We start from the raw sequence: 15,374 nt of genomic DNA, 5'->3' as shown, positions 1-15,374 counted from the left end.
CTTACTTCCCCCCGACCGGAACTTCGGTCACATTGGTGCCGCGGGCAATGCGGACGGTCGGCCCCTTGAAGACGGCCGTGCCGACCGGTGCGCCACCGGGTGCTGCCATGGCGGGCATGCCGGCATCAGGCTTGGCCGGGACGCTGCTGCGCTGGTAGCGCGACACGTCGGCGCCCGTGGAATAGGTGGAACCGCGATCGACCGGGCGGGCCGCGATCTTGGCAATGATCGACTTTTCCGAACCCGGATTGGTGCCATCGGGCAGGTCGACGTCGGAACCGGCAATGGCCGCGTCAAGGTCCGATGCGGTGTCGGCGATCGAGCGCAGCGACAGCGACAGCGAGCCGATGGTCTGCGACACGGCGAGCTTTTCGGCAATCTTGGGCGTCACTTCGACCGTGACGTTGGAATAGGTCTGGACGACGGGCTTGCCATCGGGGCCCATGGCGTCGGTCCGCTGGTCGGTGGCGAGCACGCGCAGGTTGCGCAGGATCGTTTCCGAAACCTTGAGCGGGGCGCCATCGCCGCCGCCGGAAACCGTCTGGGTCAGCACCAGGTCGATGCGGTCGCCAGGGAAGACGAAGCCGGCAACCGCATTCTGGGCCGAGACCGGCACGGTGACGGCGCGCATGCCGGGGCCGAGCGCGGCGGCCAGGAAGCCGCGGTCACCCGGACGGATGACGGCGCCCTGGGTCAGCGGCTGGCCGGCGGTGATCGCGTTGCGCACGACGCTGCCTGCAAGCTTGAGCGGATCGGCCTGGCCCTTGAGATAATAGGCGGCCTCGATCAGATCCTTGGGCCAGGGCTGGAAGCGGAAGCTTTCCGCGTCCAGGATGGTCCCCACCGGCAGGGCCTTGGTCGCCACCAGAACATGCGGCTGGTCCGCCTCGTTCGGCATTGCGGCCGCGTTCACCTGCGGCGTAGATGAAGAACTCAGCATGCTGCGCGCAAGCAAGGCTGTAGTGACCGCTATGATTAGCGCCCCCACCAGCAGCACGATCTTCTTAGCATCCATGACGAAACTCGCCTTTCTCAAATGGGCGGCCTGCCCCCAGGGGCCCAATCATCACGCAAATTGGTTAAGATATCGTTCGCCAAGTAACCAAAGGGCGGCGATCGATATGGCTACGCCGTAGGGTATTTCGGGTGGGCCCTGCTTCCGGCGGAGGCGGTGGTGGATCACCGTGACGATCGTCACGGCGCCGCCCAGAATCGCCATCAGCGTCAACAGGGTCAGCACCGCCTGCCACGGAAACCACAGCGCCAGCGCGCCGAGCAGCTTCACATCGCCCCCGCCCATCATGCCGAACGCGAACAGCGCGGCGAACAGGACGAAGACCAGCAGGCCGACCAGCAACTGCACCGCCATGCCCGGCCAGAGCGGCAAGCCGCAGGCGATCCACCATAGTGGCGCCAGGGCGGCGACACCCAGGTTCAGCCGGTTGGAGATGATGCGCGCGCGCAGGTCCGTGATCGCGGCTGCGATCAGCAGAATGCCCAGTGCGGCGATCAGCGCCAGTCTGAAATATTCCCCCAACATGAGGGTCAGGCACTAGACCATATGGCTTACCAAACCGTAACCATGGCCCATGGATTCGCCGATCTTCCCGTCGCCCGCCCTTGACCGTCGCGCCTGGCCGATGGGTGGCCAGCTCGATTATTGGCAGGCCTCCGACTGTTGGCCGATCCGCCGCTATCGGCTGGGCGCTGGCACCCGTGGCCGGATGCTGATCCTCAACGGTCGTGGCGACATGATCGAGAAATATCTGGAGGTGATCCACCACTGGGCGCAGCGGGGCTGGGCTGTGACCAGCTTCGACTGGCGCGGGCAGGGCGGGTCGGGCCGGCTGACCGATGATCCGCTGTGCGGCCATATCGACGACTTCGCCCGGTGGATTGACGATTTGCGCGCGCTTTCAAATGATTGGCGCGCGGAGAGCAGTGGCCCGACGGTCATGCTGGGCCACAGCATGGGCGGGCATATGCTGCTGCGGGCGCTGGCAGAGGGGCTGCCGAAGCCCGATGCGGCCGTTGCGGTGGCGCCGATGCTGGGGCTGCATACGGCCCCGCTGCCGCGCTGGCTGGCGGTGGCGATCGCCAATTTCATGTGTGCGATCGGCCAGGGGGAAAAGCGGGCCTGGACGCAGAAGGAAGAGAGCGAGCGGCAGCGCCAGATGCGACAGAAGCGGCTGACCCATGATCCCGATCGCTACGCCGATGAAATCTGGTGGCGGGACCATAGCCGGGACATCGCGCTGGGGCCGCCGAGCTGGAACTGGGTGCGGCTGGCGCTCGAGTCGACTCGCGCCTTGGAGGCGGGAAACGGGCCGGAGCGAATCGCGGTGCCGACCCTGGTCCTGGCGGCCAGTTGCGACCGGCTGGTGGCGACGCCGGCGATCCGGCGGATCGCGGCGCGCTTGCCCGATGCCCGCCTGCATGTCTATGGGCGCGAGGCCGCGCATGAAATTTTGCGCGAGCTCGACCCGGTGCGGCTCGATGCGCTGGGGCGGATCGACCGTTTCCTGGATGAGGTTGCCCGTTGAACAGACCCGATATCGTGATTGTCGGTGGCGGGATTGCAGGCGCCAGCCTGGGCGGGGTGCTGGCGGAAACGGCGCGGGTGCTGATCCTGGAGATGGAGGACAGCGCCGGCTATCATGCGACGGGGCGATCGGTCGCCTTCTGGGAAGAAACCTATGGCGGGCCGGTGGTCCAGCCGTTGACCACGGCCTCGGGCGCGTTGCTGGAGTCGCCCGATCCCGATTTCTTCGACGGCTCCTTTTTGTCGCCGCGCCGCACGCTGCATATCGGCCGGGCCGGGGATGAAGGCTTGCGCGACGCGCTGCTGGCCGATTTTGCCGGGGCGGTCGAATTGCAGCCGGTCGATCCGGCCAGTCTGGTGCCGGGGCTGCGGCCCGACTGGGTGCTGGGCGTGCTGGAACCGAGTTGCCGCGACATCGATGTCGCGGCGCTGCATCAGGCCTATCTGCGTCGGTTCCGCAAGCTGGGCGGCGAAATGCGGCTGGGGGCAAGGCTAGAGCACGCCGAACGACAGGGCGATGGCTGGCGGATCGAGACCGGTGACGGGCCGATCGAATGCGGCCTGCTGGTCAATGCCGCCGGGGCTTGGGCGGACGATGTCGCTGTGGCCTGCGGTGTCGCGCCGGTCGGCATCACGCCCTATCGCCGGACGGTGGTGCAGTTGCGGCTGGAGGATATGCCAGCCGACGAGATGCCGCTGGTGATGGACATGCAGGGCGGCTTCTATTTCAAGCCGGAGGGGCAGGGGCGGATCTGGCTGACGCCGCATGACGAGGTTGCCTCGCCCCCCTGTGACGCCGCGCCCGAGGAACTGGCGATCGCGCAGGCCATCGACCGGTTCCAGGCGGCGGTCGACTGGCGGATCGCGGCGGTCGAGCGCAAATGGGCCGGGCTGCGCAGCTTCGCGCCGGACCGCGTGCCGGTCTATGGCTTCGAGCCGGCGGTCGAGGGTTTCTTCTGGTTTGCCGGGCAGGGCGGTTTCGGCATCCAGACTGCGCCGGCGGCCGCGCTGCTGGGCGCCAGCCTGTTGACTGGCGGAGCCGTGCCGCAGGCGATTGCCAGCCTCGATATCGCTGCTTATGCTCCCGAACGGTTTCGATAGCGCAACCAGCAGGAGAGCATGATGGCGCACAAGTTCGTGATCGAGAAGAACAAGGCCGGCGAGTTCGTGGCCAAGTTCAAATATAATGCCGAGATCATCTTCTGGACCGAGGGCTACAGCTCCAAGGCGAGCGCGAAGAATGCGATCGAGTCGATCCTGAAGAATGGCCCCGGCGCGCCGATCGAAGAAGCCGAATAATCCGTGCGGCGCGGGGAGGGTGACCTCCCCGTCCCTATACTATTTGCGGAAGCTTTCCGCCGCAGCGCAGGCGAGGGCATCGGCGCGTTCATTTTCCGGGTGGCCGGCATGGCCCTTGACCCATTGCCATGTCAGCTTGTGCCGGGCGGCGGCCTTCACCAGTTCCTGCCAGATCTCGACATTCTTGACCGGCTTGTTGTCGGCGGTCTTCCAGCCGCGCTTCTGCCAGCCGAAAATCCATTTGGTGATGCCGTCCATGACATATTTGCTGTCGGTGTAGAGCGTCACCTGGCACGGCTTCTTGAGCGTGTTGAGCGCCTCGACCGCCGCCATCATTTCCATGCGGTTGTTGGTGGTCATCGCCTCGCCGCCGGAGATTTCCTTCTCCTGGTCGCCAAAGCGCAGCACCGCGCCCCAGCCCCCCGGACCGGGATTGCCCTTGCACGCGCCATCGGTGAAGATCTGGACTTGCGGCAGGTCGCTCATGCGCCGAGCAGCTCCGCCGGTTCGGCCTTGGCGTAGAAATCCATGCGGCGCAGATAGGCGAGCGGATTCTTGCGCGTCACCAGTGCATCGGCGGGCGTGTTGATCCAGTCATAGGCGCGGGTCAGCAGGAAGCGCAGCGCGGCGCCGCGGCACAGGATCGGAAAGGCTGCCCGTTCCGCATCGGTCAGGCCATGGGCGGCGGTATAGCCAGCGCCGATCGCGACCGCGCGGTCGCCATACCAGGTCGCGCCGTCATTGCTGAAGCACCAGGCGCTGTGGGTGACGGCCAGGTCATAGGCGCGAATGTCGGTGCAGCTGAAATAGAAGTCGATGAGGCCGGTGACTTCATCGCCCAGCATCAGGACATTGTCCGGGAACAGGTCGGCATGGATTACCGAACGCGGCAGATCGGCGGGCCAGTGGGCGTCGAGAAAGGCCAGTTCCTGCGCCACGCGGTCGCCAAGGCCCGGTGCGATCTGGTCGAAATCATCGCCGCACTTGGCGGCCAGCGCGTGCCAGCCATCCTTGTCGAGCGCATTGCGCCGTTCGCCGGCAAAGCCCTGCGCCGCCTTGTGCAGTTCGCCCAGCGCCACGCCACAGGCGCGCGCCTGTGCCGGGGTGGGTTCGGTCACGGAAATGCCGGTCAGGAATTCGATCAGGCAGGCCGGGCGCCCGCCCAGCTGTTGCAGCCGCTTGCCATCGGTGTCGGCAATGAAGCGCGGCACCAGGCAGCCGCGCGCGCCCAGATGGTCGAGCAGGTCCATGAAGAAGGGCAGGTCCGCCTCATCCACCCGCTTTTCATAGAGGGTCAGGATATAGCGGTGGCCCCCAACTCTATCAGCGCCGTCGGCGCCAGTGGTTTCGAGCAGATAATTGCTGTTTTCCACGCCTTCGGCGATGCCCTTGGCGGACACCAGCCGGCCGGCATCATAGCGGGTGAGGAAGGCGTCAATCTCTTCGGCGGGAACGTGCGTATAAACGGCCATGGGGGTTATGCGGCCTCCAGTCCGCGCGGCAGCTTGAAGGAGATATTCTCCTGCGCCGTTTCCACCTGTTCCTCGGTCACGGCAAAGCGCTCCGCAATCCGGTCGACGACTTCGCGCACCAATATTTCGGGCGCGGAGGCGCCGGCGGTGAGGCCCAGCGTCGTCACGCCGTCCAGCCAGGCAAAGTCGATTTCCTCGGCGCGCTGGATCAGACGGGCGGGGGTGCCCTCGCGCTCGGCGACCTCGACCAGGCGCAGCGAGTTGGAGCTGTTGGGCGCGCCGATCACATAGACGGCGTCGCAGCGGGCGGCGATCGCCTTGACCGCGGTCTGGCGGTTCGACGTCGCGTAACAGATATCCTCGCCCTTGGGCGCGATGATCGAGGGGAAGCGACGCTCCAGCGTGGCGACGATCGCGGCGGTATCATCGACCGACAGGGTGGTCTGGGTCAGGAAGGCGAGATTGTCGGCGTCGGTGGGCGCCAGGGCCTCGGCATCCTCGACCGTTTCGATCAGCGTCATCGTCCCCTCGGGCACCTGGCCGAAGGTGCCGATCACCTCCGGATGGCCCTTGTGGCCGATGAACAGGATGTGGCGGCCGGCGGTCACCATGCGTTCGGCCTGGCGATGCACCTTGCTGACCAGCGGGCAGGTGGCGTCGAGATAGTCGAGGCCGCGCTCCTCCGCCTTGGCCGGCACCGCCTTGGGCACGCCATGGGCGGAAAAGACCACCGGCACGCCGTCGGGCACCTGATCCAGTTCCTCGACGAAGATCGCGCCCTTGGCCTTCAGGCTGTCGACCACGAACTTGTTGTGGACGATTTCATGGCGGACATAGACCGGCGCGCCATATTTCTCGATCGCGCGCTCGACGATGATGATGGCGCGGTCGACACCGGCACAGAAGCCGCGCGGGGCAGCGATCAACAGGGTCATCGGCGGGCGAGGGGCGGGGCTCTGCGTCATGGGCGCGGCTTAGGGCAATGTCGCGCCCGAAGGAAGGGCCAACGCAAATCACCGCGCTTTGTGTTGCGTGGGCGGCGGGGGATGGATAAGGAAGCCGGACGCCTCTGTCCAAGGGGCATGCTGAGGAATTGCTGCCTGTGACATTGTCCCGAATTGCGTTGACCGGAATGCTCGCCCTTGCCCTTGCCGGCTGTTCTCGCCGGGGGGAAATCGACCCGACGGGCGGTATCGTCACGGTGCGTTCGGCTTGCCCGGTGGCTGCAATCCCGGCCTATACCGGTGACGTGACCCTGTTCAATCCGGCCCAGAGCCGCGATGCTTCCGCGATCGACGTGGTGGCGAACATCACCGATCTGCGCTCGACCTGTTCCGATGGCGCCGAGCTTTATACCCAGGCGACCTTCGTGGTGAATGCGCGCCGCAACGACGCCAGCACCGCGCGCCAGGTGACTTTGCCCTATTTCTCGGCGATCGTGCGGGGCGGCAGCGCCGTCGTCGCCAAGCGGATCGGCCAGGTGACGCTGAACTTCGCGCCGGGCGAATATCGCGCGACCGCGACCGCCACGGCCGGCTCCTATGTCGACAAGGCATCGGCCACGCTGCCGCCGGAAATTCAGCAGAAGATCACGCAGAAGCGCAAGGCGGGCGACGCGGATGCCGCGATCGACCCCTTCGCCCAGCCGGACGTCAAGGCGGCGCTGCAGCGAACCAGCTTCGAGCTGCTCGTGGGTTTCAACCTGACCCAGGATCAGCTCAAATATAACGCGACCCGTTAAGGTCGTTTCCGCTTAGATTTTTCCCCGTTCGTGCTGAGTAGGGACTGAGCGAAGTCGAAGGCCCATATCGAAGCATCTTGTGTCACATACATCCTTCGATACGCCATTTCGACCGCGCTCAATGCTTGTCCTGAGCGCCTGCCTTGGCAGGCAGTCGAAGGGGCTACTCAGGACGAACGGATTTTGTGACGCAGGATAGTTTGATGTCCCTTTACACCCGTTTCACCGCCCATCTCGATGCCGTGCTCGACGCGCTGGAGGCTGAAGGCACGCTGCCCGCCGGCCTCAACCGCAAGCCGGTGACGGTGGAGCCGCCGCGCGATCCCAGCCATGGCGACCTGGCCACCAACGCCGCGATGGTGCTGGCCAAGCCCGCCGGCACAAATCCGCGCGCGCTGGCCGACGCGATCGTCACCAAGCTGCAGGCGCTGGACGAGGTCGAGGCAGCCAGCATCGCCGGCCCCGGCTTCATCAACCTGACCCTGACCGACCCGACCTGGCGCGCCGAACTGGCAGCGATCCATGCCGAAGCCGCCGATTATGGCCGGTCCGATTTCGGCGCGGGCACGACCGTGAACGTCGAATATGTCTCGGCCAACCCCACCGGTCCCATGCATATGGGCCATTGCCGCGGCGCGGTGGTCGGCGACGCGCTCGCCACCCTGCTGGAATATGCCGGGCACAAGGTGATCCGCGAATATTATATCAATGATGCCGGCGGCCAGGTCGACGTGCTCGCCCGCTCGGCGCATGTCCGCTATCGCGAAGCGCTGGGCGAGGATGTCGGCGCGATCCCCGAGGGGCTTTATCCGGGCGATTATCTGGTGCCGGTGGGGCAGGCGCTGGCCGCCGAATATGGCGACAGGTTCGTCGGCGCGCCGGAAGCCGACTGGCTGGTCCTGTTCCGCACCTTTGCCGTGGCGAAGATGATGGACATGATCCGCAGCGATCTCGCGCTGCTGGGCATCCACCACGACATCTTCTCGTCGGAGGCCGAACTGCAGGCGGCAGGCAAGCCGGCCGAGGCCGAAGCCTGGCTGCGTGCCCATGATCTGGTCTATGACGGCGTGCTGGAAGCGCCCAAGGGCGAACTGCCCGACGATTGGGAGCCGGTGGAACTGCCGCTGTTCCGTTCGACCAGGTTCGGTGACGACCAGGATCGGCCGATCAAGAAGTCGAACGGCAGCTGGACCTATTTCGGCGCCGACATGGCCTATCATTTCCAGAAGGCGCAGACCGCCGATCAGCTGATCGACATCTGGGGCGCGGACCATGCCGGCACGGTGAAGCGCATCCAGGCCGCCGTCGCCGCCCTGACCGAAGGCAAGGCGCGGTTCGACGTGAAGCTGATCCAGATGGTCCGCCTGCTGCGCGATGGCGAGCCGGTGAAGATGTCCAAGCGCGCCGGCAATTTCGTGACGCTGGCCGATGTCGTGCGCGAAGTGGGCAAGGATGTCGTCCGCTTCACCATGCTGACGCGCAAGGCCGATGCCCAGATGGACTTCGATTTCGCCAAGGTGGTGGAAGCCTCGAAGGACAATCCGGTCTTCTATGTGCAATATGCCCATGCCCGCATTTCCTCGCTCGGCCGCCGTGCCGAAGAGGCCGGGATCGACCTTCCCGCGCCTGACCTGTCCCTGCTTGGGACGGCGGAGCTGAACCTGGTGAAGCTGACAGCGCAGTTCCCGCGTGTCGTCGAAGGATCGGCGCAGGCCCGTGAGCCGCATCGTATTGCCTTCTATCTCAATGACTTGGCTTCGGCATTCCATGGCTGGTGGAATATGGGCAATGATGATCCGCGCGCGCGCGTGGTGCTGGCGGACGATCCGGCCCTCACCTCGGCCCGGCTTTTCTTGAGCCGCGGAATCGGGCAGATCATCCGCAACGGCCTTGCCCTGATGGGCGTGGTCGCGCTGACCGAAATGCAGTGAGCCGAGCGGAGTTTCGATAATGGGTGACTATGCACGTGGGCGACTTGACCTCGATGACGAGGACCGGCTGCCCTGGCTGGAGCCTGCGCTCGACGAGGCGGATGAGGAGCGGATTTCGCCGCTGCGCCTGCTGGGCCTCATCATTCTGGGACTGGTGCTGATCGGCGCTGTGGTCGCGGGCATGTGGTGGCTGCAGAACCGCAATGGCGGTGGCGCGGGCGAAGGGCAACTGATCGCCGCGCCGCAGGGCGACTACAAGATCGCGGCCAAGGAAGCGGACGCCAAGAAGTTCCAGGGCGAGGGCGATGCCAGCTTCGCCGCGAGCGAGGGTGTGGCCCGCGATGGCCAGATCGACCCGAGCCGCGTGCCCGAAGCGCCAATCACCCCGACCGGCGCTGCCCCTGCAGGCACCAAGCCCGCTGTTCCGGCCAAGCCCGCGCAGAGCGTCACCGCCAAGGTCGAGGACGAGACCAGGGCCGCGCCCAAGGCAGCCGCGCCCAAGGCCGCCGGCAGTGGCGTCATCCAGCTGGGCGCCTATGGCAGCGCGTCGGGCGCCAAGGATGCCTGGGGCCGCCTGTCGAAGCGCTTTGCCTATCTGGCGCCGCTCGCCATGTCGGTCGAGCCGGCCGAAGTGGGCGGCAGCACCGTCTATCGCCTGCGCGCCAGCGCCGGCGGGCAGGCGGGCACCGTTTGCGGCAAGCTGAAGGTCGCGGGCGAAAGCTGCATCATCGTCAATTGACCCAAACAGGGCGCGGGCGTCGACAGCCCGCGCCTTAGTCATTAGCATCGGCGTCATGAAACCCGTCATCTTCGGCCTATCCGGCGAAACCCTGACCGCCGACGAGCGCGCCTTCTTTGCCGAGGCGCAGCCGGCCGGCTACATCTTGTTCAAGCGCAACATTGCCGATCGCGCGCAGGTGCGGGCGCTGACCGACGAACTGCGCGCGCTGCACGGGCGCGACGACCTGCTGATCATGATCGATCAGGAGGGCGGCCGGGTCGCGCGGATGCAGGCGCCGGTCTGGCCCAGTTTTCCCGCCGGCGCCGTGTTCGACCGCCTCTATAACATTGCGCCGTCCAGCGCGATCGCGGCGGCACGGGCCAATGCACGGGCGCTCGCGCTGATGCTGGCGGAGGTTGGCATCACGGTGGATGCGCTGCCGCTGCTGGACGTGCGGCAGGAGGGCGCGAGCGACATCATGGGCGACCGGACGCTGGGCGCCGAGCCGATGCGCGTCGCGGCGCTTGGCCGCGCCGTGATCGAGGGGCTGGCCGACGGCAATGTGGTGGGCATCGTCAAGCATATGCCCGGCCATGGCCGCGCGCTGGTCGACAGCCATCTGGAACTGCCGGTCGTCCATGCCGGGACGGAGGAACTGGAAAACGACCTGGCGCCGTTCCGCGCGCTCAAGGATGCACCGATGGGCATGACCGCCCATGTCGTCTACACCGCCTGGGATGCCGATCGGCCGGCCAGCCTGTCGCCGATCGTGATCGAGGAGATTATTCGCCAGCGCATCGGCTTTGACGGGCTGCTGATGTCCGACGACCTCGACATGAAGGCGCTCAAGGGCTCGATACCCGAACTGGCCGCCGGCGTGGTCGCGGCCGGGTGCGACCTGGCGCTCAATTGCTGGGGGCGGATGGACGATATGGTCGGCATCGCCAATCTGCTGCCGGATATCACGCCGGCTGCGCGGGCGCGGCTCGATCGGGCGATGGGCTCGGCCCATGTCGCCGACCTGCCGCCGTTCGAGGAGTTGCTGGCGACCCGCGACACGTTGCTGGCGCTGGTTCCGGCCTGATCGCGGACGCGGGGGCGATGGACGATCTCTTCACCGCCCCGGCCGCGACGCCCGCCGAGGTCCTGACCGTCAGCTTCGAAAGCTGGGAGGGGCCGCTCGACCTGTTGCTGGCGCTGGCGCGGACGCAGAAGGTCGACCTGCGCGAAATCTCCATCCTGGCGCTGGTCGAGCAATATCTGGCCTATGTCGATGGCGCGCGGCAGCTGAAGCTGGAACTGGCGGCCGACTATCTGGTGATGGCGGCGTGGCTGGCCTATCTCAAATCGGCGATGCTGCTGCCCAAGGAAGCGCAGCCCGAGCCCAGTCCCGAGGAAATGGCGCTGCGGCTGCAATTGCGGCTGCAACGGTTGCACGCCATGCGCGAGGCGGGCGCGCGGCTGATGGCCGGCGATCGAATCGGGCGCGACGTGTTCGTCCGCCCCCGGCCCGAGGGGCTGCACATGGTGCGGCGGGCGAAGTGGAGCGCCAGCCTTTATGATCTGATCCAGGCCTATGGCCAGATCCGCGCGCGTAACCAGCCGGTGGTGCATATGGTCGCGGTGCGGCCAGTCATGACCCTGGACGAGGCGATCCAGCGGGTGAGTGCGCTGGTCGGGTCGGCGCTCGACTGGACGACCCTGGAATCCTTCCTGCCCGACGATCGCGACGGACCGATGGCGAAATCGGCGCTGGCCAGCAGCTTCGTGGCGATGCTGGAACTGGCCAAGCAGGGGCGGGTGGACATAAGGCAGGACGGAATATTCGAGCCGATCTATCTGCGGGCGGCGCTGTCGGGCGATCAATGGGAGCAGTTGCGGTGATCCGGGAGATGGATGATTTCGCGCGCGCGGTGGAGGCGGCCTTGTTCGCGTCGGAGGAGCCGCTGACGCCTGCTGAACTGCGCGCCCATGTCGGCGATGGCGGCGATCTGCCCGCGACGCTGGCCGGGCTGGCGCAGGATTATGCCGGACGCGGCGTCAATCTGGTCGAGCGGGGCGGGCGCTGGCATTTCCAGACGGCGGCCGACCTGGCGCATATCCTGCGGCGGGAACGGGACGAGACGCGCAAGCTGTCCCGCGCGGCGATGGAGACGCTGGCGATCATCGCCTATCATGAGCCGGTGAGCCGCGCGGAGATCGAGGCGATTCGCGGGGTTCAGGTGGCCAAGGGCACGCTGGATGTGCTGATGGAGGCCGGCTGGGTGCGTCCGGTGGGGCGGCGCGAAGTGCCGGGTCGCCCGCTCATCTATGCGACCAGCGTAGAGTTTCTGTCACATTTTGGCCTTAGCAGCCGCCGGGACTTGCCGGGTCTGGACGATTTGCGGGCTGCGGGGTTGCTGGATCCGGTGGATTTGGCGCTGGAGGGTCTGGGCGGTCAATCCGTTCTGGAAAAGGATGAGGAAGAGGCCTAGAAAGGCCTCCTTTCAGGAGTATGTGAAAATGGGTTCTTTCTCGCTGATGCACTGGGTGATCGTGCTCCTGGTCGTCATGCTGCTGTTCGGTGGCGGCCGGATTTCCGGCCTGATGGGTGACGTGGCCAAGGGCATCAAGAGCTTCAAGAAGGGCATGGCCGACGACGAGGACGACGCGACGCCGGCAAAGCCCGCGACCCGGATCGAGGGTCATCGCGTGCCCGAACAGGATGCGCCGAGCGCAACCGAAGAAAAGACCAAGGCCTGATCTCTAACGCAGGCTGGTAGTCGCGCATGTTTGGCATCGATTCGACCGAATTTCTGGTGATCGTGATCATTGCGGTGATCGTGATCGGCCCGAAGGATCTTCCGCGCGCGCTCTACAAGGTGGGGCAGATCGTGGGGAAGGCCCAGGGCATGGCCCGGCATTTCCGCACCGGCATTGATGCCATGGTGCGGGAAGTCGAGCTGGAAGAGCTGGAAAAGAAATGGGCCGAGCAGAATAAGCGCATCATGGCCGAGCATCCGCCCGAGACCCAGGTTCCCGAAACCCAGGTCATCGAGCATGGTTCGGCCAGCGATGCGCCCGCTGCTTCGGCTGTAGACGACAAGCCGCCTTATGTGGCGGAAGCGCCGGCGGCCCCCGCTGTCGATGCGCCGCCCTATGTGGCGGAGGCGGCGCCGCCGCCGGTGGCGGACAAGCCGCCCTATGTCGCGGAAGAGCCCGCTGCACCCAAGCAGGGGGATGCGGCGGCATGATCGGCGATATTGACGACAGCAAGGCGCCCTTGCTGGACCATCTGATCGAACTGCGCAGCCGCTTGCTCAAATGCGTCTACGCGCTCGCCATCACCGGGGCGATCTGCTTCTATTTTTCGGAGCAGCTCTTCGCCATCCTGGTGCATCCGCTCAAGGAAGCCTTTGGCGATGCCGGCGGCAAGCTGGTCTATACCAAGCTCTACGAAGCCTTTTTCGTGCAGATCAAGATCGCGCTGTTCGGCGCCTTCTGCCTGTCCTTCCCGATCATCGCCAACCAGCTCTGGGCGTTCGTCGCGCCGGGGCTATATGCGAAGGAAAAGAAGGCGCTGCTGCCTTTCATCATCGCAACCCCCTTCCTGTTCGCGCTGGGTGCGAGCCTCGCCTATTTTGTGGTGATGCCGACCGCCTTCCATTTCTTCCTGGGCTATCAGGGCAATGGCAGCGGGCTGCAGGTCGAGGCGCTGCCGAGCGCGGACAGCTATCTGGGTCTGGTGATGCAGTTCATACTGGCTTTCGGCATCTGTTTCCTGTTGCCGGTGCTGCTGATGCTGCTCAACCGGGCCGGCTTCGTGTCGCGCGAGCAGCTCAAGGGCATGCGCCGCTACATGATTGTCGGCGCCTTCATCCTGGCCGCGGTGCTGACCCCGCCGGATGTGGTATCGCAGCTGATGCTCGCCATCCCGTTGCTGCTGCTCTACGAAATCACGCTGGTCGCGATCTGGTTCACCGATCGCAGCCAGGCGAAACGTGCCGCCGCAGAAGCGGCGGCCGAGGAAGCATCCGCATAAGAAAAGGCCCGCGAAACGCGGGCCTTTTTATGTGATCAGTTGGCCGACTTCTCGACGGCCTTGCCGGCGCTCTGCACGTCCCTGCCAGCGCCTTCCACCGTATTGCAGGCGGATACCAGCAGCGAGCCGGTGAGCAGCAGGGCGGTGACGATTGTCTTGGTCATCGGTTTCTCCTTCCGAAATTCGGCCGACCGCATGGCGAGCCATATCGGTGACCGCTGGAGAACACGCCTGGACGGGAAGGGTTCCGCCGGCTGGCGCTGGTTCGACGATGAGGGAGGGTGCCCCAAAAAAGTCTGAGCCCGGAACGCGTCGGGGGGGGGTGATGCGTTCCGGGCTCATATTTTTTGGATAGCAAGAGCGGGGGGCAAAAGATTTGCTATCCGAAATGCAGAACGAGCGGCAAAGCGGGTGGTTCCCGATTTCCGCTCCTGATCGCGAATTTTAATTGCCCTTGTTTTCAGGCATTTCGCTGGTTGATCGGATATTAACCTAAAATAATCTCGCCAGGCGAGCGCAAAAAGATGGTGCGGTTCAACCGAGCGGCCGGCCGCTGTTGCGATATTCGGGGCGGATCGTCGATTCCGGCAGATTGTCGATCGGCGCGGTGAGGACGGGCGCGGGGGCGGGCTGGGGCACCGGCGTGGAGGGCGCGACCGTCGGCAGGGGCACATAGGCGGTTGCCGGTCCCGCGCTCATCAGTTCGACGGGCGTAACCGGCTGGACCGGCCAGATCCGGCGGGCAGGGCCGGATATCAGTTCGCGCCCCGGATAGGCGTCGCTGAAGGCGGCAGGCGTACCGTTAAAGCCCATGCCGCGATAGAAGATATGGGCGCCGATCACGGCAACCGGCTGCAGCGTCGCGGACCAGGCCGGGCGGACGGCCAGCGTATGATAATGGGTGGCAAGGCCCACCGGGGCATAGGCTTTGCCCGACAGGGCCTGCTGGGCGATGCCGCGCGCGCGGACCCAGGCGACGGCGTTGGGCAGGCGGGCCATGGCGCCATCGCAGCTGAAGGTGAACTGGCAGTGGAAGTCGGTGCGTTCCGAGCCCTGATAGACGACGCCGCAGACGCTGTTGGGCCAGAGCGGGCTGCGCACGCGGTTCAATACCACCTGTGCGACGGCGCGCTGGCCCTCCTCCGGCTCATTCCCGGCTTCATAATAGATGGCCGATGTCAGGCAGTTGAGCGCGCGATAGCTGTCTGTTGGAGTGATGCCGCGGAAGGTGGCGGCCGGTGCCGCCTTGACCTCGGCCAGGCCCATGACATGCGGGCTCTGGATGGTGAGTGCGCCGGGCGCCGGATCAAAGGCGCCTTCGGCATAGAAGAAGGCGGAGCCGGGGAAATTGGCGCCCGCCTGTTCGGCCGGGTCGGGGCCATGATGATCCTCGGCCAGCATGTCGAGCGGCGCGGCGGTGATGAGATGCGGCACGACCAGCACCGCAAGCGCCAGTGCGCCCAGGCCGCCATGCCAGATCCATCGTTCCTGTTGTCGCGAAAGCCGCATCATCCAGCCGGTATCGAGCGGGCCCGATTGCCGCGCGGGCCTGGTCATAGCCGATTTTCCTTTCCAATTCCTCCACGGAATCGGGCGGGGCATGTGTCGGGAGTGGGGGACCGGCGCGCGAAGCCGGGGCAAACCGGC

The 15,374-nt window shown here is 65.9% G+C and carries 19 protein-coding genes; 12 read left to right on the top strand and 7 right to left on the bottom strand.

Going from position 1 to position 15,374, the window contains the following annotated elements:
- Nucleotide 1 precedes the first annotated feature (1 nt).
- Complete coding sequence (cpaB, locus tag U0025_RS13835; RefSeq protein WP_004207991.1) at nucleotides 2–1,015, bottom strand: Flp pilus assembly protein CpaB; 1,014 nt, start codon at nucleotides 1,013–1,015, stop codon at nucleotides 2–4.
- A gap of 51 nt (nucleotides 1,016–1,066) precedes the next feature.
- A complete protein-coding gene (locus U0025_RS13830) occupies nucleotides 1,067–1,540 on the bottom strand; it encodes an A24 family peptidase (protein ID WP_004207990.1) in 474 nt (157 codons plus the stop codon).
- Between the two features lie 49 nt (nucleotides 1,541–1,589).
- Here U0025_RS13830 and U0025_RS13825 point away from each other — a divergent pair, with 49 nt between their 5' ends.
- From U0025_RS13825 to U0025_RS13815, 3 genes are read left to right on the top strand one after another with little or no spacing between them, the layout of a single operon-like run.
- The gene (locus U0025_RS13825) at nucleotides 1,590–2,543 is read left to right on the top strand and encodes an alpha/beta fold hydrolase (protein WP_004207989.1); all 954 of its coding nucleotides are present in this window, start codon (nucleotides 1,590–1,592) and stop codon (nucleotides 2,541–2,543) included.
- Entirely contained in the window at nucleotides 2,540–3,643 is a 1,104-nt protein-coding gene (locus U0025_RS13820) for an NAD(P)/FAD-dependent oxidoreductase (RefSeq protein ID WP_004207988.1), read from the top strand. The genes U0025_RS13825 and U0025_RS13820 overlap by 4 nt, the downstream gene beginning before the upstream one ends.
- A 21-nt stretch (nucleotides 3,644–3,664) precedes the next feature.
- Nucleotides 3,665–3,841 (top strand): YegP family protein, encoded by a 177-nt coding sequence (locus U0025_RS13815; RefSeq protein ID WP_004207987.1) that lies wholly within the window; start codon nucleotides 3,665–3,667, stop codon nucleotides 3,839–3,841.
- 39 nt (nucleotides 3,842–3,880) lie between these two features.
- On the opposite strand, the gene rnhA is transcribed toward U0025_RS13815, so the two are convergent.
- Genes rnhA through ispH form a run of 3 tightly spaced genes read right to left on the bottom strand, consistent with a single transcriptional unit; the run spans nucleotide 3,881 to nucleotide 6,278 of the window.
- A complete protein-coding gene (gene rnhA / locus U0025_RS13810) occupies nucleotides 3,881–4,327 on the bottom strand; it encodes a ribonuclease HI (protein ID WP_004207986.1) in 447 nt (148 codons plus the stop codon).
- A complete protein-coding gene (thrB, locus tag U0025_RS13805) occupies nucleotides 4,324–5,313 on the bottom strand; it encodes a homoserine kinase (RefSeq protein WP_004207985.1) in 990 nt (329 codons plus the stop codon). The genes rnhA and thrB overlap by 4 nt, the downstream gene beginning before the upstream one ends.
- Before the next feature lie 5 nt (nucleotides 5,314–5,318).
- A complete protein-coding gene (gene ispH / locus U0025_RS13800; protein ID WP_004207984.1) occupies nucleotides 5,319–6,278 on the bottom strand; it encodes a 4-hydroxy-3-methylbut-2-enyl diphosphate reductase in 960 nt (319 codons plus the stop codon).
- A gap of 167 nt (nucleotides 6,279–6,445) precedes the next feature.
- Between ispH and U0025_RS13795 the strand changes: the two genes are divergently transcribed.
- The 9 genes from U0025_RS13795 (at nucleotide 6,446) to tatC (ending at nucleotide 13,727) form a co-directional block, all read left to right on the top strand.
- Entirely contained in the window at nucleotides 6,446–7,054 is a 609-nt protein-coding gene (locus tag U0025_RS13795; protein ID WP_037490383.1) for a hypothetical protein, read from the top strand.
- A gap of 203 nt (nucleotides 7,055–7,257) precedes the next feature.
- Nucleotides 7,258–8,985: an arginine--tRNA ligase gene (argS, locus tag U0025_RS13790; protein WP_004207981.1), complete on the top strand. Its 1,728-nt coding sequence runs from the start codon at nucleotides 7,258–7,260 to the stop codon at nucleotides 8,983–8,985.
- A gap of 19 nt (nucleotides 8,986–9,004) precedes the next feature.
- Nucleotides 9,005–9,724, top strand: coding sequence for an SPOR domain-containing protein (locus tag U0025_RS13785; protein ID WP_004207980.1), 720 nt, complete (start codon nucleotides 9,005–9,007; stop codon nucleotides 9,722–9,724).
- A 55-nt stretch (nucleotides 9,725–9,779) separates the two neighbouring features.
- On the top strand, nucleotides 9,780–10,790 hold the full coding sequence (nagZ, locus tag U0025_RS13780) for a beta-N-acetylhexosaminidase (RefSeq protein WP_004207979.1): 1,011 nt from the start codon (nucleotides 9,780–9,782) through the stop codon (nucleotides 10,788–10,790).
- A 17-nt stretch (nucleotides 10,791–10,807) separates the two neighbouring features.
- Nucleotides 10,808–11,590: a segregation and condensation protein A gene (locus U0025_RS13775; RefSeq protein ID WP_004207978.1), complete on the top strand. Its 783-nt coding sequence runs from the start codon at nucleotides 10,808–10,810 to the stop codon at nucleotides 11,588–11,590.
- Between the two features lie 8 nt (nucleotides 11,591–11,598).
- Nucleotides 11,599–12,180: an SMC-Scp complex subunit ScpB gene (gene scpB, locus U0025_RS13770; protein ID WP_010336265.1), complete on the top strand. Its 582-nt coding sequence runs from the start codon at nucleotides 11,599–11,601 to the stop codon at nucleotides 12,178–12,180.
- A 28-nt stretch (nucleotides 12,181–12,208) separates the two neighbouring features.
- Nucleotides 12,209–12,448 carry a twin-arginine translocase TatA/TatE family subunit gene (locus U0025_RS13765; RefSeq protein WP_004207976.1) on the top strand — a complete coding sequence of 80 codons (240 nt, stop codon included), beginning with the start codon at nucleotides 12,209–12,211 and terminating at the stop codon, nucleotides 12,446–12,448.
- A gap of 26 nt (nucleotides 12,449–12,474) precedes the next feature.
- Entirely contained in the window at nucleotides 12,475–12,939 is a 465-nt protein-coding gene (locus tag U0025_RS13760; protein WP_004207975.1) for a Sec-independent protein translocase family protein, read from the top strand.
- Nucleotides 12,936–13,727 carry a twin-arginine translocase subunit TatC gene (gene tatC / locus U0025_RS13755; RefSeq protein ID WP_004207974.1) on the top strand — a complete coding sequence of 264 codons (792 nt, stop codon included), beginning with the start codon at nucleotides 12,936–12,938 and terminating at the stop codon, nucleotides 13,725–13,727. The genes U0025_RS13760 and tatC overlap by 4 nt, the downstream gene beginning before the upstream one ends.
- Before the next feature lie 35 nt (nucleotides 13,728–13,762).
- Here the strand turns inward: tatC and U0025_RS13750 are convergent, their stop codons facing one another.
- Both U0025_RS13750 and U0025_RS13745 read right to left on the bottom strand, forming a co-directional pair.
- The gene (locus U0025_RS13750; protein ID WP_004207973.1) at nucleotides 13,763–13,891 is read right to left on the bottom strand and encodes an entericidin A/B family lipoprotein; all 129 of its coding nucleotides are present in this window, start codon (nucleotides 13,889–13,891) and stop codon (nucleotides 13,763–13,765) included.
- A 370-nt stretch (nucleotides 13,892–14,261) separates the two neighbouring features.
- Nucleotides 14,262–15,239 carry a cell wall hydrolase gene (locus tag U0025_RS13745; protein ID WP_051156947.1) on the bottom strand — a complete coding sequence of 326 codons (978 nt, stop codon included), beginning with the start codon at nucleotides 15,237–15,239 and terminating at the stop codon, nucleotides 14,262–14,264.
- Nucleotides 15,240–15,374 lie beyond the last annotated feature (135 nt).

The organism is Sphingobium yanoikuyae (assembly GCF_034424525.1).
GTDB classification, from domain to species: domain Bacteria; phylum Pseudomonadota; class Alphaproteobacteria; order Sphingomonadales; family Sphingomonadaceae; genus Sphingobium; species Sphingobium yanoikuyae.
This window is presented reverse-complemented; position numbering and strand designations above follow the sequence as displayed.

Excerpts from the sequence above, each read along its gene's own strand:
- cpaB (WP_004207991.1), bottom strand. The coding sequence starts at position 1,015 with ATGGATGCTAAGAAGATCGTGCTGCTGGTGGGGGCGCTAATCATAGCG.
- U0025_RS13830 (WP_004207990.1), bottom strand. The coding sequence starts at position 1,540 with ATGTTGGGGGAATATTTCAGACTGGCGCTGATCGCCGCACTGGGCATT.
- U0025_RS13825 (WP_004207989.1), top strand. The coding sequence starts at position 1,590 with ATGGATTCGCCGATCTTCCCGTCGCCCGCCCTTGACCGTCGCGCCTGG.
- U0025_RS13815 (WP_004207987.1), top strand. The coding sequence starts at position 3,665 with ATGGCGCACAAGTTCGTGATCGAGAAGAACAAGGCCGGCGAGTTCGTG.
- rnhA (WP_004207986.1), bottom strand. The coding sequence starts at position 4,327 with ATGAGCGACCTGCCGCAAGTCCAGATCTTCACCGATGGCGCGTGCAAG.
- thrB (WP_004207985.1), bottom strand. The coding sequence starts at position 5,313 with ATGGCCGTTTATACGCACGTTCCCGCCGAAGAGATTGACGCCTTCCTC.
- ispH (WP_004207984.1), bottom strand. The coding sequence starts at position 6,278 with ATGACGCAGAGCCCCGCCCCTCGCCCGCCGATGACCCTGTTGATCGCT.
- U0025_RS13795 (WP_037490383.1), top strand. The coding sequence starts at position 6,446 with ATGCTCGCCCTTGCCCTTGCCGGCTGTTCTCGCCGGGGGGAAATCGAC.
- argS (WP_004207981.1), top strand. The coding sequence starts at position 7,258 with ATGTCCCTTTACACCCGTTTCACCGCCCATCTCGATGCCGTGCTCGAC.
- U0025_RS13785 (WP_004207980.1), top strand. The coding sequence starts at position 9,005 with ATGGGTGACTATGCACGTGGGCGACTTGACCTCGATGACGAGGACCGG.
- nagZ (WP_004207979.1), top strand. The coding sequence starts at position 9,780 with ATGAAACCCGTCATCTTCGGCCTATCCGGCGAAACCCTGACCGCCGAC.
- U0025_RS13775 (WP_004207978.1), top strand. The coding sequence starts at position 10,808 with ATGGACGATCTCTTCACCGCCCCGGCCGCGACGCCCGCCGAGGTCCTG.
- scpB (WP_010336265.1), top strand. The coding sequence starts at position 11,599 with ATGGATGATTTCGCGCGCGCGGTGGAGGCGGCCTTGTTCGCGTCGGAG.
- U0025_RS13765 (WP_004207976.1), top strand. The coding sequence starts at position 12,209 with ATGGGTTCTTTCTCGCTGATGCACTGGGTGATCGTGCTCCTGGTCGTC.
- U0025_RS13760 (WP_004207975.1), top strand. The coding sequence starts at position 12,475 with ATGTTTGGCATCGATTCGACCGAATTTCTGGTGATCGTGATCATTGCG.
- tatC (WP_004207974.1), top strand. The coding sequence starts at position 12,936 with ATGATCGGCGATATTGACGACAGCAAGGCGCCCTTGCTGGACCATCTG.
- U0025_RS13750 (WP_004207973.1), bottom strand. The coding sequence starts at position 13,891 with ATGACCAAGACAATCGTCACCGCCCTGCTGCTCACCGGCTCGCTGCTG.
- U0025_RS13745 (WP_051156947.1), bottom strand. The coding sequence starts at position 15,239 with ATGATGCGGCTTTCGCGACAACAGGAACGATGGATCTGGCATGGCGGC.